General features: G+C 63.0%; 10 protein-coding genes. 5 read left to right on the top strand and 5 right to left on the bottom strand.

Annotated features, from left to right (window positions below; all coding sequences use genetic code 11):
* Positions 1 to 59 precede the first annotated feature (59 nt).
* Positions 60 to 791 (bottom strand): FadR/GntR family transcriptional regulator, encoded by a 732-nt coding sequence (locus ACU5AX_RS19195; protein ID WP_446692162.1) that lies wholly within the window; start codon positions 789 to 791, stop codon positions 60 to 62.
* 104 nt (positions 792 to 895) lie between these two features.
* On the opposite strand from ACU5AX_RS19195, the gene ACU5AX_RS19200 reads away from it, so the two are divergent.
* From ACU5AX_RS19200 to ACU5AX_RS19215, 4 genes are all read left to right on the top strand, one after another.
* Positions 896 to 1846, top strand: a complete 951-nt coding sequence (locus ACU5AX_RS19200) for a DUF4861 family protein (protein ID WP_446692163.1) — start codon at positions 896 to 898, stop codon at positions 1844 to 1846.
* A complete protein-coding gene (locus tag ACU5AX_RS19205; RefSeq protein WP_446692164.1) occupies positions 1843 to 3135 on the top strand; it encodes a DUF2264 domain-containing protein in 1293 nt (430 codons plus the stop codon). The genes ACU5AX_RS19200 and ACU5AX_RS19205 overlap by 4 nt, the downstream gene beginning before the upstream one ends.
* A 198-nt stretch (positions 3136 to 3333) precedes the next feature.
* Positions 3334 to 6285 carry a TonB-dependent receptor gene (locus ACU5AX_RS19210; RefSeq protein ID WP_446692165.1) on the top strand — a complete coding sequence of 984 codons (2952 nt, stop codon included), beginning with the start codon at positions 3334 to 3336 and terminating at the stop codon, positions 6283 to 6285.
* Between the two features lie 32 nt (positions 6286 to 6317).
* The gene (locus ACU5AX_RS19215) at positions 6318 to 7652 is read left to right on the top strand and encodes a BNR repeat-containing protein (protein ID WP_446692166.1); all 1335 of its coding nucleotides are present in this window, start codon (positions 6318 to 6320) and stop codon (positions 7650 to 7652) included.
* 580 nt (positions 7653 to 8232) lie between these two features.
* Here the strand turns inward: ACU5AX_RS19215 and ACU5AX_RS19220 are convergent.
* Together ACU5AX_RS19220 and ACU5AX_RS19225 are read right to left on the bottom strand one after the other, a co-directional pair.
* Positions 8233 to 9537 carry a surface lipoprotein assembly modifier gene (locus ACU5AX_RS19220; protein ID WP_446692167.1) on the bottom strand — a complete coding sequence of 435 codons (1305 nt, stop codon included), beginning with the start codon at positions 9535 to 9537 and terminating at the stop codon, positions 8233 to 8235.
* A 17-nt stretch (positions 9538 to 9554) separates the two neighbouring features.
* Entirely contained in the window at positions 9555 to 11522 is a 1968-nt protein-coding gene (locus ACU5AX_RS19225; protein ID WP_446692168.1) for a transferrin-binding protein-like solute binding protein, read from the bottom strand.
* Positions 11523 to 12531: 1009 nt separating this feature from the next.
* On the opposite strand from ACU5AX_RS19225, the gene ACU5AX_RS19230 reads away from it, so the two are divergent.
* Entirely contained in the window at positions 12532 to 13095 is a 564-nt protein-coding gene (locus tag ACU5AX_RS19230; RefSeq protein ID WP_446692169.1) for an FxDxF family PEP-CTERM protein, read from the top strand.
* Positions 13096 to 13599: 504 nt separating this feature from the next.
* On the opposite strand, the gene ACU5AX_RS19235 is transcribed toward ACU5AX_RS19230, so the two are convergent.
* A complete protein-coding gene (locus ACU5AX_RS19235; RefSeq protein ID WP_446692170.1) occupies positions 13600 to 15021 on the bottom strand; it encodes a DUF2142 domain-containing protein in 1422 nt (473 codons plus the stop codon).
* A gap of 185 nt (positions 15022 to 15206) precedes the next feature.
* Entirely contained in the window at positions 15207 to 16508 is a 1302-nt protein-coding gene (locus ACU5AX_RS19240; protein WP_446692171.1) for a hypothetical protein, read from the bottom strand.
* Between the last annotated feature and the right edge of the window lie 217 nt (positions 16509 to 16725).

Below are 16725 nucleotides of genomic sequence, written 5' to 3' on the forward strand. Positions count from 1 at the left end.
CTCCCCTTGGCCGCTCTCCCACGGCCTTGGGTGAGTTATCATATGAATTTAATGGAGTGTCAATTGTCCGACAACGGTTCCGCCTGGCCGATCGTCTCGCTGAGCTCGGTATGGCGGCTGAGGCTCTCCTGCATATGGTGGCGCGCCGCCTCGCGCGCACCGGCGGGGTTCATCCGCACGATCGCCTCGACGATCGCCTCATGCTCGGCGCGGACCTTCTCGACATAGGCCTGCTGCGCTTTGGCCGGCATGTCGCGCAGATAGAGGCTGCGCGGCGGCACCAGCCGCACGCCGAGGAAGTCGACCAGCCGCACGTACATGTCGTTCTGCGAGGCGCGCGCGATCGCCATGTGGAAGCGCACGTCCGCGGCGGCCGATGCCTCGGGATCGTCGGCGACCTCCGCCATCTCGCGCAGGGCGGCGCGCAAGGCGGCGATATCGGGCAAGGTCCGCCGCGCCGCGGCGAAGGCCGCCATCTCCGCCTCCACTGCCAGACGCACCTCGAGCAGGCGGATGACGTCGGCGAGCTCGCGCATCTCCTGCCGAGTGATCTGGAACGCCTGGTAGCGCGCGTCGTCGGAGACGAACACGCCCGAACCCTGGCGCGCGACCGTGATCCCCTGCGCCTCCAGCCGCGCCATCGCCTCGCGCACCACGGTGCGGCTGACCTTCTCGTCCTCGGCGATCACCTTCTGCGTCGGCAGCCGCGTGCCGGGCGGCAGCTCGCCCGAACGGATGCGCGCCTCCAGCTTGGCGTGGAGCGTATCGGCCATCGACATGGTCTTCGTCATCGTGACTTCCTTCCCGCTGCCCGAAGCGTCCGGTCGTCGACGCGCAAAGCTTGGCAGACCCGGCAGACCCGGATAGGTTGTCCTATAAATAGGGGAGATCAAGCGTGCCACCATCTTCTACGCGGTCCGTCAGCCTCGGCCTGCTGCTCGCCCTGCTCGCCGCGCCCGTGCTGGCACAGAGCGACGCGCCGCGGATGCCGCCGCTCGGCACGCCCTTGCCCGCGCCGACCGATCGTACCCCGCGCGCCGTCGCGCTGCGCGCCGACTATCGCTACGGCGATCTGCTCTGGGAAAACGACCGCACCGCGCACCGCATCTACGGCCAGCCGCTGGAGGCAGCGGAACCGCCGTCGGGATCGGGGATCGACAGCTGGGGCAAGAACGTCGTCTGGCCGTTCGCCGACCGCCAGCTGCGCACCGGCGACCAGCATGCCTATCACGGCGAAGGCCTCGACTTCTACAATGTCGGCACCGCGCGCGGGGCGGGGGGCCTCGGCATCTGGCAGGACAATAAATTGTGGACGTCGCGCAATTACGTGCGCTGGCGCATCCTGAAGAGCGGCGGGGACAGCGCCGACTTCACCGTCGATTACGATCCCTGGCCGGTCGGCGTGACGCGCAAGGTGTGGGAGACGCGGCGCTTCACCCTGCCGCTCGGCACGCCGTTCACGCGGCTCGTCTCGACCCTGTCCTCCGACCGGCCCGACCCGCTGATCGTCGGTATCGGCATCGGCCGCCAGACGATGGGCAGCGGCGGCAAGGGCGAACTGACCGTCGACCGCGCGCGCGGGCTGATCAGCTGGTGGGGGCCCGAGGACGGCGAACACGGCCGGATGGGAATCGCGGTACGCGTCGACCCGGCGATGATCGCCGACATCCGCGACGATGCCGAGAACCACCTCGTCCTGCTGCGCGTCACGCCGGGCAAGCCGTTTGTCTATTATTCGGGCTCCGCCTGGGACAAGGGCGAGGGGGGCTTCCGTGCCCGCGCGCAATGGGACGCCTATGCGCGCGACGCCAAGCTCGACTTCACTGTGCCGGGGGCGGGGCGATGAGCGGCGGTCTCGACCGCCGCGACCTGCTCGCCGGCCTCGCCAGCGGAGCCGGGTTGCTCGCCACGGCCGCGCCCGCCGCAGCGGCGGCAGAAGGGCAGAGGCGGGGGCAGGGTGCCTTGCCCGACGGCGCGGCCGACCGCGCCTATGCGCTCGACCTGCTGCGCCGCATGGCCGAGCCGGTGCTCGGCCGCATGGCGCGCGGCCGGCTGCAGGCGGAATGGCGGCCGGAGCTCAGCCCGACCTGGGACGGCCGCGATCGCCGCGTCGCCTATCTCGAGGCGTTCGGCCGGCTGGTCGACGGCCTCGCACCGTGGCTGGCGCTGCCCGACGACACAAGTGCGGAGGGACGGCTGCGCGCCCGGCTGCGCGAGCAGGCGGTGCAGAGCTACGTCCATGCCGTCGATCCGAAGAGCCCGGATTATCTGCTGTGGCGCGGCCCCGGCCAGGCGCTGGTCGATTCCGCCTATTTCACCAGTGCGCTGCTGCGCGCGCCCGAGGCCTTGTGGAAGCCGCTCGACGCCGCGACCAAGGCGCGCATCGTCACCGAGATCAAGGGCCTGCGCCACGTCTCGCCGCCCTATCAGAACTGGATCCTGTTCGCCGCGATGAACGAGGCGTTCCTGTTCGCGATCGGCGAGCAATGGGACCCGATGCGCGTCGACCTCGCCATCCGCAAGTTCCTGGAATGGTATGTCGGCGACGGCTGGTACGGCGACGGCGCCGACTTCCACTATGATTATTACAACAGCTACGTCATCCATCCCATGCTGGTGCAGATCCTCGCCGTGCTGGCGGCGGGCAAGCCCGACTTCAACAGCCTCAAACCCGCCGAGGAACATGCCCGCGCGCTCAAGCGGATGCAGCGCTATGCCGAGCATCTGGAGCGGATGGTCGGCCCCGACGGCGCCTATGCCGCGATCGGCCGCTCGCTGACCTATCGCACCGCGGTGCACCAGCCGCTCGGCTTCCTGGCGTGGCACAAGCGATTGCCCGACACGCTGCCGGTCGGTCAGGTGCGCGCGGTGACCAGCGCGACGCAACGGCGGATCTTCGCCGATCCGAGCAATTTCAACGCCGACGGCTTCCTGACCATCGGCTTTGCGCGCGCCCAGCCGACGCTGGGCGACATCTATTCCAACGCCGGCAGCATGTATATCGCCTCGGAAGGGCTGCTCGCGCTCGGCCTGCCCGCCGACGATCCCTATTGGACCGCCGCGCCGCAGCCCTGGACGATGCGCCGCGCTTATGCCGGCCAGGATTTCCGCAAGGATTATTACGTCACGTACTGAGCCGGCCTCGGCGGGTTCGTCATACTTCTCGAACTTCACGCAGCAATGCGGTGCCGCGAAGCGACAGCATATCCTCCCTGAATATGGAGGTGATTTCCATCTATCGAGACTCCCGTTGCCTTCCGCAAAATTTGTGATACAAATTTTGCGGAAGGACCGGCGCGGTGCGATCGGTCGCATGGACAAGGGGAGGGGACGATGAAGGCCAAGGCCTGTGCCGTGATGCTGGCAGGGGTAGCGATGGGGGCGGTGCTGTCACCCGCCGCTTATGCGCAGACGCAGACCGCCAGCGCGGCCGCGACCAGCGCGGCGCCGGCCGAAGCGCCGCAAACCGATGCCGCGCAGAGCGATGGCGCGCAGGCCGACGGCAGCGACATCGTCATCACCGGCTTCCGCAAATCCTACATCGACGCGCTGCGCATGAAGCGCGACGACCAGGGCATCTCCGACAGCATCTCCGCCGACGGTCTCGGCCGCTTCCCCGACCTCAACGTCGGCGAGGCGCTGCAGCGCGTACCCGGCGTGCAGATCAACCGCGAGGCGGGATCGCGCGACGCGACGATCAACCTGCGCGGCCTGCCCGGCACCTATGCGCGCTACACGATCAACGGCCAGACCTTCGCCGATCCGATCCTCGACAGCTCGACGCCCTTGGGCGCGTTCAACGCCGACGTCTTCTCCGCCATCTCGGTCAAGAAGACGATCGGCGCGGGCGACCAGGCGGGCGGCCTGTCGGGCATCATCGACCTGCAGATCGCGCCGGCGCTCGGTCGCAAGCAGGGCGGCTTCATCAAGATCGCCGACGAATATGACACGCTCGGCAAGTATACCAGCCCGGCGCTGACCGCGGGCTATAATGCGCACATCACCGACACGCTCGCGGTGTTCGGCGTTGTCGCCTACAAGAAGGAACGCTTCCGCCGCGATTCCATCTTCTTCAACGCCTACAGCCCGCTGTCCGCCGCCAATGCGCCGGGCTTCGCGCAATATCTCGATTATTATTCGCCGCTCAACGCCAACGGCAGCTGCCCGTCGGGCAAGGTCTGCGCCGCGGGCGGCACCGGCACCAAGGGCACGACCGGCGTGCTCTTCGCCTCCGACCAGCGCCAGGCGGTCAAGTTCAACGAGGGCGATCTGTTCACCGCCGCGGCCGGCGCCGAATGGAAGCCGACCGACACATTGCGGGTCGGCGTCACCGGCTTCTTCACCCGCCGCAACCTCAAGAACAACCTGACCAATCTGATCGAAGTCGACATGCGGTCGAACATCGCGCAGATCACGCCGACGACATCGCCGGTCGTCCAGGCGGACGGCAACGCCTATGTCCAGGGCGTCAATTACGCCAATGCGCAGCTCAACGATTCCATCCGCTCCGAGCCGTTGCTCGAGCAGATGTGGGACGGCATCGCCAATGTCGAATGGAAGAACGACGGCTGGCGGGCGATGGCGGCGCTGACCAGTTCGGAAGGCAAGAACAACGCCGTCCAGACGCAGATCGACATCCGCAACCTGCCGCGCGCCGGCGGCAACGGCGTCAACGGCAGCTTCAATTCGGGCGGCGCGTCGATCGACGACTATCAGCTGACGCTCAACCGCAATCCGGCGCTGATCGTGCCCGCCGGTCCCTACACCTGGAGCGCGAGCAACCAGCCGACGCAGATCGCCGCCAACGGCGACCAGCTGATCGTCGCGGGCAGTTCGGGCTATGGCCTCAACCGCGTCCGCGCGGCGCAGGGCGAGGTCGAGCGCGACATAGGATCGGTGCTGAAATCGATCCTGATCGGCGGCCGCTACGAGCGCGCGACCTATACGTCGCAGGGCTATCGGACCAGCGCCAAGGGCGTGCAGGCGCAGAACCTCAATAGCGGCGTGCTGAGCGACAATCCTTACGCCAATTCCTTCTTCGGCGGCAGCGTGCCGGGCTATCTCGCCAACTGGCCGCAGCTCAGCTTCGACCAGCTCGTCGCGCGCCTGCAGCCGGTGACGGTGCAGCCCGGCGACGTCGTGACCCCGACGGGGTGGATCAACGATCCGACCAACGCCTCCTACTCGCTCTACAATTTCTCGGTCCGCAACACTATCGCGGCGGGCTACGGCCAGGCCAACCTCGCCTTCACCATCGCCGGCATCGCGTTCAGCGGCTATGCCGGGGTGCGCTACGAACATACCGACCAATTGATCAACGCGCTGTCGCGCCAGGTCGGCGCCAACAACAGCATCGTCTACGTGCCGCAGCAGTTCCGCCAGAAGTACGGCAACTGGCTGCCGTCCGCCTATCTGTCGGCCGACCTCACCGACAAGCTCGTCCTGCGCGGCGCTTACTACAAGGCGTTCGTCCGGCCGCAGCCGCGCAACCTGACCCCGGCGACGACGGTCAGTACCAATTCGACCGGCTATGCGATCCAGTACGGCGGCTACGACCTGAAGCCCTATTCGGCGGACAGCGAGGATCTGTCGCTCGAATGGTACAACCGCCCCGGCGGCCTGTTCGCGATCGCCGGCTATCGCAAGGTGATCCGCAACCTGATCTCGCCGGAGACGCGATTGTCGCGGCTGTGCCCGGCGGATGCGACGCAATTCGGCCTGGGCCAGCTGACCACGATCGGCACCACCTGCTACAGCAACCAACTGGTTAACGGCCAGCCGGCGATCGTCACCGCCAGCGGCAATTTCAACCAGCCCAATCCGATCACCGTCACCGGCCTGGAAGTGACCGCGCAGCAGAATTTCGACTTCCTGCCCGGCATCCTCCGCAACCTCGGCGGCCAGGTGAACTATTCCTACACCAACGTCTCGGGCACCAATGCCGACGGCAGCAAGGCGGCGCTGCCCGGCGTGTCGAAGAACAACGTCAACGTGATCGGCTATTACGAGAGCCCGGTGTTCGGCCTGCGCGTCATCTACACCTGGCGCGACCAATATACGCTGACCGGCGGCAACACCTTCACCGGCGGGGCAAGCTTCGTCGCGCCGCGCGGCCAGCTCGACTCCTCGGTGTCGCTGAAATTCTCCGAACGCTATTCGCTGTCGCTCGACGCGTTCAACCTGCTCGACGCCAAGCGGATCCAGTATCAGGTGACCCCCGCCATCCCGCGCCAGGCGGATTACGACGGCCGCACCTTCACGCTGGCGTTCCACGGCACGTTCTAACCGGCCCGCGGGCCACGAAAGGATCGATCGTCATGCGCAAGGGGATGGGACTGGCGGCCGCATTGCTGCTGGCGGGGGGGGCGCCCGCGCAGCAGGCCGCCGTTCCGCCCCCGGCGAGCGCGCCGGCGGTGCAGCTGTCGGCGATCGACCGCGTCTGGGCGGGGCATAGCGCGCGCTTCGCGCTTGCGGTGACCGAGGCGAAGATCTTCGTCGCTTATTACGACGCCAACCGCCAGCTCACCGTCGCCTCGCGCGACCGTCACGGCAGCTATTGGATCTACCACAAGCTCGACTGCTGGGTCGGCTGGGACAGCCACAATTACATCGCCATGGCGGTCGATGCGGCCGGCCAGCTGCACGTCGCCGCCAACATGCACCGCGATCCGCTGGTCTATTACCGCACCCGCATCGCCGGCGACGTGCGCAGCTTCGTGCACGAACCGGTGATGGTCGACGCCAAGCTGGAACGCAGCATGACCTATCCGATCTTCCTGCACGATGCGGCGGGGCGGCTGGTCTACAAATACCGCGACGGCGGCAGCGGCAACGGCAACGAGATCTACAACGTCTACGATCCCGCGACGCAAACATGGTCGCACCTGCTGTCGACGCCGCTGACCGACGGCCAGGGCCAGCGCAACGCCTATTTCGTCGGGCCGGTGCTCGGCCCCGACGGCTATTTCCACATCGCATGGGTGTGGCGCGAGACGCCGATGGCGGAGACCAACCACGATCTGTCCTACGCCAAAAGCCGCGACCTGGTGCATTGGCAGAAGGCGGACGGCACGCCGCTGACGCTGCCGATCACGCTGAAGAGCGGCGAGATCGTCGATCCCGTGCCGGTCGAGGGCGGGATGATCAACAACAACACCGTCGTCGGCTTCGACCCCGCCGGCCGCGCGATGATCACCTATCACAAGTTCGATTCCGCCGGGAACACGCAGATCTACGTCGCCCGGCGCGAGGGCACCCGCTGGCATATCGCCCAGATCAGCGACTGGAGCGGCTTCCGCTGGGATTTCCGCGGCGGTGGCTCGCTCGACAGCCGCCTGTTCGTCAGCGGCGCAATGCCGGTCGGCAAGGACCGGGTGCGCGTGTCGGTGATCCGCGATGGCAAGCCGATCGACTTCCTGCTCGACGCCGCGACGCTGCGCCGGATCAGCGAGACGCCCGGCCGCTCGCTGGCGCAGGCGCTGGCGGGGAGCAGCATCGCGGTGCCGGCGGGGATGATGCTCAACACCGTCGAGGACAATGGCGCCAGCGGCGTGGCGCTCGCCTGGCCAACCCTGCCGCCCCACCGCGACGTGGCGAGCGCGGACATTCCGGAACCGACCGTGCTGCGGCTGGTGGAGGGGGCGGGGCGGTGATCACTTTCAGCCCCGGCACGTGCGCCTCGACTTCCTTTTGAAATTAGCCTTTACGTCCGGGAAAAAATGGAGCCAACCACAGATTTTATTTGATAACCACCACTAACCGATCCACACGACAGCTATGCCCACCCCTAAGCTAGCGATTTGTTCATAACGAACCACAATGGCCTGCTCCATCCTTAGATAGTCCGATGTGTTGATTCGGTGTCGCTATTCGTGAAGCGTTGGGTAGCGGTTGATCTCATCTTGCGGTTTGAACAGCCAAAAATTTCAGCCCCAACGTTTCACTTTGCTAGGCGTCGGCTATCCGTTTGGCCGGGGCCGCCGCCACGATGCCTCAAACTTCGACTTCGCTCCGCATGCTAAGCGGGCGATAGATCGTGCTCAATCTCTTGTGCTAGGGTAGCACGTCGCCACGGTGCACGCAGTGAAGCCGCCAAAAGCATGCGGTAATGATCGAGCGATTCTGTTCGGGAGACCAGCCTCGGCTCCGGTTATCGCAGCCAATCGGCGGCAGATCCTCCCCGATTTGCTATTCCTCCGCCAATCCCAGAGGAATGATCACCGCGAATGTTTTTCAAAAGGTACGTGATAAACCCAATTCCGCGAAGGTCCGCTGATAGTCGTAGATCGAGACGGTCGAGAAGTTTCTCTCGAAACCGACACGGACGGTCGGCGACAGACCATGAACCGACCATTGCCGCGCAATCAGGCCGACACGGGACGATAAAAACCATTCCTGCCGCTTGTCCGTGAACAGAAGGTTACGTTCGTCACCGATAAGTCGCCGTCCTGTGGCCGAGGCAAACACGGTGGTGCGTCCCCATTCCCGCCAGCCATAAACGAGCGGGCCGACAGACCAGGAGGCATAGCTGGGGTCGAGCGCCGTCTGTCGGGTTACGCCCCCACCGATGGCAATTCCCGATTGAGCCGATAATGCATGTTCGGCGCTCAAACTAACGTCATACAGCGTCCCGTCCTGCAACCGGTTGCGGTCGTAACGGATCGCGCTACGGCTTACATTTGCGGTAAGCTGCGTTGTTCGGCCGATTTGGTGAAGCCATTCGCCAGTCAGCGGATAGGTGTCGGCAAAAGCCCTTCCCCCATACCAGCGTTTGCCGATCCCGTAGGTCACGCCCATTTGATCGCGAGGGCCACGCCATTCGATGCCGAGCAGCGCGGTGGCAAGAATATCGTTCGTGCTGCCGCTGCGATAGAGGTCGGCCGACCCCGTTGCCCGCGCAATCAGCGAAATACGATCCGTTACGGGCTGCTTGGCAAATCCCGATGCGCGCAGTCGCAGCCCGATGCCCGATGTTTCGCGCGCATCGCGGTCGAGCAGCAATGGTGCGATCACGGTGTCTAGCGTGCGCGCCTGCGTGCCACGATTGACGTTGGTATCGGGCGCGAGCGTCAGTTCGACAGAGCCGCCGAGACGCTTGGGGCTACGCAGGGCGCGCGAAAATTGGGATACTTGTTCTGCAACATCGGGGGGCAGTCCCGCGGCTTGTGCCAGCCGAAGCTGGCGACGCGCGCCAATCTCGTCGCCAAGCCGCGCCAGCACCATCGCCAGTTCCAGCCGGACACGCGCCGCCCCTGGCTTTGCATCAAGCAACAGGCGATAGGCTAGCGCAGCCTCGCGCCAGCGCTCTTGAGCCGCGAGCAATTGTCCTTTGCGAAACAAAGCCTCACTGCGCACCTCGACGTCGGGATCATGCGACAAAGCATCATACAGCTTCAGCGCGTCGGCATCGCGTCCTTCCGCGGCCGCACGCCCCGCCAGATCGAAGACATCGACAGCGCCTAGATGTGCCGGTCCGGCGTCTGTTTGAGCTGATGCCGCGCCAACAGGACAGACAGTCGCCGCCAGCAGCCATGCCACTGACCAAGTTCGTAGTGTCACTGCGCTTTGGTGACCATTGCCCCGTTGATGAGCGTTCCCGACGCGACCCCATCAGGCACGCGAAGACGAAACACTCCCGCCGCTTCGTTGGCAGATGGGCCATAAAAATTGACGAGCATCGAGCCAATTGCCGTCCCGGCGTCGCCCCTGATGTCGGTACTGCTGGATGACCCGTAACTATTCAGCTTACCGGTAAAGCCGAACGCACCGTAATCGATCGTTGTCGCGCTATTACTACCCGTCAGGACCAAATTACCGGACAGGGACTGGGCTCCGAAGTCGACGGACATCTTAGCCGTGCCGGTCACGTCGTAGAACGTCCCCTTTGCATCGGCCCCGGCGCCATAGGCGACGCCGGCATAGCTGGCAGTGCCGGTACGATTGGCAAACAGGCCACTCGGAGTATTGAAGCCGTAGACGAAGAAGACCCGGTTCGCTTCCGCATAGAAGGACACGCTGGCGTTGGTCGACGTCGAATATCTCCCGAAGCTGGCATAGGTGAGCGCCAGTTCGCGATTGTCGCTGCCCGTCTTGTACAATTGCAGCTGCGTCGACTGTCCTGCGATGGTCCGGGCATAGCTGGTGAAATTGGGGTCCCCGGCGACGATCGACGTGACGGTATAGTCTCCGCCGGCCATGCCTGACGTGGGCGGGCTGAAGCTGACATTGCCACTCGTCTTGTCGGTGAACTGGCTGCGCGACACAGCGGTCCCCAATTGCCCCGGATAATCCGATACGGTCGGCGTGCCACCGGTACGCGGGGTGCTGACCGTCAACGTGGTCGCATCCGCGTAGAAGAGCTGGGAGGTCACCAAGCGCGCAAACGAGGTACTGACCGCAGGAAGCGTGGTGTCGCGCTGCCCGGTAAGCGAGCCGTTGAAGGCGCTGCCATCACTGGCCGATCCGGCGAAGCTGGCGCCAATCTCCTCGGCATTGGGGCCATAGAACCGCCCAACCAATTGGCCTCCGATCTGGCGCCCGCCCGCGCTGTAGACGACGTCGCCGGAAAACCCGCCGTTGCTCGAAGCAAGACGTCCTCCGCCGGTCAGATCGATCCCACCTCCCACTTCGCTTTTGCCCGAAACAAGGCCCGTACGTGTGACCGAGGTCGTGGTTGAGAATAGGCCGTTGACGAAATCGACGTCGAACCGTCCTCTTCCCTGAAACACGTCCGGTTCTGATCCTGGAACAGAGGCAAGGCCGAACACATCGGTAGCAAAGGTTCCCCCGCCCGTCCTGGGAACACCGCCCGCTGGTGTATCAAGCCCATAGGTGAAGGTCGTGAAGGCCGTATCTTGACGGTCGGTCGACAAGGTATTGCGCTGAGCGTAGCCCATACCGACGTAGCGGTTGGGCGTGTTTCCCAAATAGGGTGTCGTGACCAGCGTCAAATAACTGGCGTCCGCGCCGCTACGACGGGCATACTTCACCTCGCCCGGATTGCCGCTAGTCTGCTTGTCGGCTGGCGTGAATGTATCGGTAACCCCGCCACCAGCAACTGTATAACTGTTGCTCAACGCATCATAGCTGACGGTCAGCGGTGTAGTGGCCGCCCGCCCCGAGATTGTCGCCTTGGATACCGTATTGAACGCCACATCCGTCCTTGCCGCGTCATTCACGAAGCTCTGGCTGGCATGCAAGTCGGTTATCGTCGTGTTCGTCGGTGTGGGTGTTGGCGTCGGTGCTGGAATCGGGGGCGGGGTAGACGCGATGCCCCCACCGCCCCCGCCGCCACATCCACCAAGTGCAATAGCCATCGCGATTGCGGACACCATCGCATACGTCTTCATGATCTCATCCCCCCGATATTGCAGCAGGATTAGTCGGCCAGAATCAATAAGGAAAGCCAAATTACACTTGGACTGAGATGACTTAGATCCAAAGCCGCTAAACTTTTTCGATAAGATGATGATCTGATTCGGAGTAATACTGAGAAAAGCGGTTGGGCTTCTTGGCAAGGCCATGTTAGGCTGATCCACGCGATCGGATCGTGCCAGCGGGATTTGCGCCCGTCCTGCAACGCGATCTGCTGGTCTATGTCGAGGACAATGGTAACAGCGGCGTCGCGCTTGCATGGTCGGCCCTGCCGCCCCACCGCAACGTGGCGAGCGCGGACATTCCGGAACCGGCCGTGCCGCGGCTGGTGGAAGGGGCGGGCGGTGATGGGCATGCCGCGATGGCACGGCCGCGTAAGTACGCAATGAGGGCTAGGCCCGTCAGGCGCCTAAAACCTGCTACGATAATCCACTTCGCCCAAGAGGGGCAGCGGAGAGTATAGCGCTCGTCAAGCATCACGCCGAACGCATGCCCGCTTAGACCGCCCGCTCACCTTGGTGGATCGCGGCGCTTTCCACGTCGCTGTTGGACGATCTGACGATCCGTCGCAGCAAGCGTTTATGGAACCGACTCGGGCGTATCGAACGAACAACACACCCCTTAACAGCTGCGCATCCCACCACCCGATACTGTGACCCATCGACTTTTGGTTTTACTGTCACCCATGCGGGAGCAGCCTCGGGGGAACGGCGCAGGTGCTTGCGATCAGATGCTATCGGATCGTCGATGAACCGCGAAGCCAGACCGGTGAGCCGGCGGAAGATCGCCTATATTTGCGGATAAGTCGCTGATAATCAACGAAACCTGAGGGTGACGGGACAGCCGGGAGGCAATCGAATACCGGCATTTCGGCCCTTCCTTGGAAAGACCGCCCGCCCCAGGTGATCAGCACAATCTCGAAAAATTCGAAATATCGGCGGTCCGCGGAACCAAATTGCATCCGTGCCAAAATGAGACTGACTAACTTATTTTTGGACTTTTTCACAGCATGCCGACTTCTCAAACTGGCTAAAACGATGTTAATAGAGCGTTAATCAAGGCAGGATGCCGGCGCGCCCACAGGGGGACTGGTGGCAAGGGTCTTGGTTTGACCATCTGGTGCACACGGGAAAAGGGTCTCTTATGAAAAAGCTTCTCATGGTTGGCGCGGCGATCGCCACGCTTACGGCCGCACAGAATGCGTCTGCGGCTTCCACGGTCGCGCGGTGCGACAGCGGCAATGCGTGCACCATCGACTTCGATGGCACGGCGAGCATGGCGGCAGGCACGTTCGGCAACGCCAGCGTGACCAACTCGTCGTTCGTCGATCGTTACACGTTCGACCTCGGCACCGGGCTGTTCTCCCTCTCCCTGACGACGCTGTTCACAGGCAACGTCGGCAGCGCAGGCGACATCGACTTCAGCCTGGTGCGCCTCAATCCGCCGGTTGGTGGCAATGTCATCGTTCCGCTGATCGCGGGCACCGACGAGATCTATCGTCTGCAGAATCTGGCGGTTACCGCTGGTCAGTACGTCCTGCGTCTGGAGGGCAGCGGTGCCAGCAACGTCAACGCGTCCTATTCGGGCACGCTGAACTTCTCGGCGGCCGCGGTTCCCGAACCCGCCACCTGGGCGATGATGATCCTCGGCATGGGCGCCATCGGCTTTGCGATGCGCAGCAGCCGCAAGTCGAAGGTCAGCACGACGGTCCGCTTCGCCTGATCTTTCGCGACTTTCAGGAAAGCCGTCGCCCGCAGGGGCGGCGGCTTTTTTGTTTCCGCTGTACGAAGATTTTGACGTGGTATCTGTATGCGGCAGCGCTAAGGTCAGGACGCATTGCGTAAAGCCGTAGGGCGACACTAGTCGCGAGCACGGTTGCGGAGAAAGCCGTGGCGGCGATCGCAACGGATATCAGCTCGCTGCCAATTTCCTGACCGATCAACGATTGCAAATATGACCGTCTGTCGTATCTGACCGGCTCGCTGCGCACCCGCCGATCCAGGAAACATGGCTGGATTTCTTTGGCCGCAGATATGCGCAAAACAACCAACATCGTAACCGTACTCGCCGAGCCGCCACCGTGCCCCAAGGCATGCCGTCGGCGTGGATGATGGCGAGCACAATGTTATCTGGCGCAAACAGGCCAGCCCGCCTGCGGCCAGCCGATCCGAGCATAAAGCCTTATTGCGCGCAACCAGACGCCATCATGCTTGCAAGAGCGTCCAGCTACCAGACCCGCAACGTCAGGAACGCGGCAATAGCTAGCACCGACACGCTGCCCCCGAGACCCACGATCTGACGCATGCGTATTTCGGTCATTCCTTGAGGCCACGAGATCGGTGGAACCACAAATGCAAGAACCGGCAACAATGGGATTAGGTATCGCCCCTGATATCCTTCAACTTCAGCGCCTCCTGCAGCGCTGTTCTGTATATACAGGAACACGAATGTCGCCGCACCCCCCGCAGAAATAATTATCAGAGCAATTATCCTAAGCACCATATTAGGATATCTGGAACCAGAGTATACCATCGCGGACGCGGCGACAAGAAGAGCAAACAGCAATAGACTTTTTGGTGGCATAACATCTTGTGCACACAAGAGCGACCCGGCTATCCGCATCGGAATTTCACGTGCCCGGCTGATTATAGATTGGACAATTACCTCCACAAACGTAATCGGGTTATGCTGTATGAACGCCACTTGTGATGGCGGGTCCACCCGAAGATCCATCGATATGGGAAAAATGAACTCACGGATAACACCCGACCACGCGAGCAACACCGCAACCGTCGACAGGGCGACAGCGGCGGCTCCGATCAGGATCCGGCGAGGTGCCTTGACCATCAGCGCACACGCGACCGGCAGAAAGGCAAGCGGCAGGTAGGCGAGTTTAGCCGCAGAGGCGTATAGCACCGTGAAAAGCATCATCGGCCAGAACCATCTGTCGCGCGTAGAGTGATTGAGTAGACGCACGCACAGCGCGACAAGGAGAAAACTGCAGCTGATCACGCCTGAATCCGCTGTGAGCGTGGGGACAACCGAAATGACCATCGGCAACGTCGCCACCGCGAACACCAGGAGGGCCGCACGCTGGAAGCGCAGGAGGCGCAGAGCCAGCCACGACACGCCTGTCGCGAAAATCATATTGGCCAAACGACCTGCATACAGCCAACCAAGGGCCGAGAAGCCGGACCATCGCGCGACGGCTATCGCCGCAGCCGGCACAACATGCGCCAGCGGTAAATATACGACTGTATTGCTGAATGCCACGACATGCTGCGGATCGCCGTTCCGGCGTTGCGGTGGGCGTCGGAGCAGATCGGCGAAGCCCGGCCGCGTCCGGTTTTTGCACGTCCAATTTGGAATTCCGCAGCGCCGGTCAACAAGCTCGTAAGCCGATTGATCAACGGCGCCGCCCGCGCCTTGACGGTACGTATTGTAAGCAAGCACCGGCGATATCTCGCCATGAGATATTTGTACGGCCCGGTAGAAGTGAGCGGCTTCATCGGGGGCTTGGAACGGCGGCAAGATATAAATCAAGGTCAGCAGGATCGGTGCGCAAAGCGCCAAATAAATTCGGTCCAAGGCAAAGCCTGATGATGCGATGTTTATGACACCTTTGCTGATCGTAAGCGGCACTCGCATCGTCCGTCGATCCCCGTTTGTGGCTCGCCGCAAACAGCAGCTGCTCGGGCCATTCGTCCGTTCCTACTCACTAGTTTGGCCACATCGGTTGACAAGACGCAAATGCCCGACAAGCAGGCCCGACGCCAAGACAATACGAGAAAGTATTATCTCAGTCGCTACGACTGCCAAAATATTCGGCATCGTCAGGCGGGCACTTCACGCGCCATCTTCTTTCTCGGACCGGGGCACTGCCGAACGTCGATCAGGCTACCAGCCGCGAAGACAAAGAGCGGATAAACAAGGTACGTATAGCGCTTGACCGGCTGAAACGGTGCCGCCAGCACCAGCAGCAGCGTGAGGGCAAGGGTGGGAAGCCACCATCCCCGGCGTCGTCGTACCAAGGCTAGGATCAGCCCCAGCATTCCGGCAATACCGGCCACCTGAGTAAGGAACGCCCGCCCGATAGTGAATCCTCCGGAGCCGAACGCCGCAAATTGCCACGGCTGGGGCGCGATGGTTTGCCGAACGTGCAGCGCCATCAGTTTGGCCACTTCGATGGGGTGGTTACGTGCCCAAGCCATGGTCTGAGCCCCAAGGGCGCGGGCATAGGCGACCTCGCCCCCAGCGGCCTGCATCTTGTGATACGGCGCGGGGCCAAGCGCGGGATGGATGTCATTCAGACGCGCCATGAACTCCGCCCCACGGTCCGATGCATGGAGTTGCCCAGGGTATAGACCGATCGCCAGTTCAAGGCCGGCATTGCTGCGCAGCAACACCGGTTGTCCGAGCATGTGCTGATTCCGCATCGCCCATGGCGTAACCAGCAAGGCAAGGGTGATCGCACCGACCATCATCGGCACGGGCCAGAGTCGAAGCGGTAGACGCCGCAGAAACAGGACTGCCGCACAGGCTAGATAGGCGACGCCGACCGGTGAGTTGGTAAAGAACAGCAGTGCTCCGACCAGGGTAAGCAGCGATGCGGACCGAACGCTGATGCCGCCATCGCATTCTGCTTCGACCATTACCTTGAGCATCCAGGCGGAAAGAAAGATGGAAATTCCACCGTCCCAAACACGAAAGTCGACTGCCTCTTGCCCGAAATACGTCGGGGCAAAACAGCAGAATGCCAACGCAGCCAGACGCCCCCAGACGGAGACACCGAGCCGGGTGAACGTCTGATACAGCAAGTAGAATGTCGCTATTATCAGGCCGATCGCCCAACAGAATAGCAGCACTTCAGACAGGGACGAGGGATTGCCGAACAGCCGATAAACTAGGCCCGCGATACCCGGACTGACAGGCGTCAGATGCGCCGTCGCACCCTGTCCAATCCGATAGGCGTCAGCAAAACCACGACCGTCTCCAATCGCTGCAGCAACCCGAGCTGCTTCGCCAGCCGCGCCCGACGTTGACCGAAACTGACACCAAAGTGCTCTGATCAGAACCGCGCCGACGAGCAAGCAGCCAACGAGCCTCTTCTCGTTCCGCTCAACGGTATCGAGCAAAACATGTCTCCGTGACTTACCCGATGTTCCCGTTCCGGTGGGTCTGCGCACAGGGTGCAGCACGTCAGCTTCGGTTTTGCGGCTCATGACCCCTGCTTTTCCTCGTCAGCCCCAACACCCCTTATGCGGGCCCCTCGCATCAGCCAAGCAGAAGTCCTTTGCTCGCCGTATGCCAATTGTACCTGTCCCCGCGCAGGAGCAGCGCCGTCGCGGGTGC

The sequence above is a fragment of the Sphingomonas benefaciens genome, from assembly GCF_052907485.1.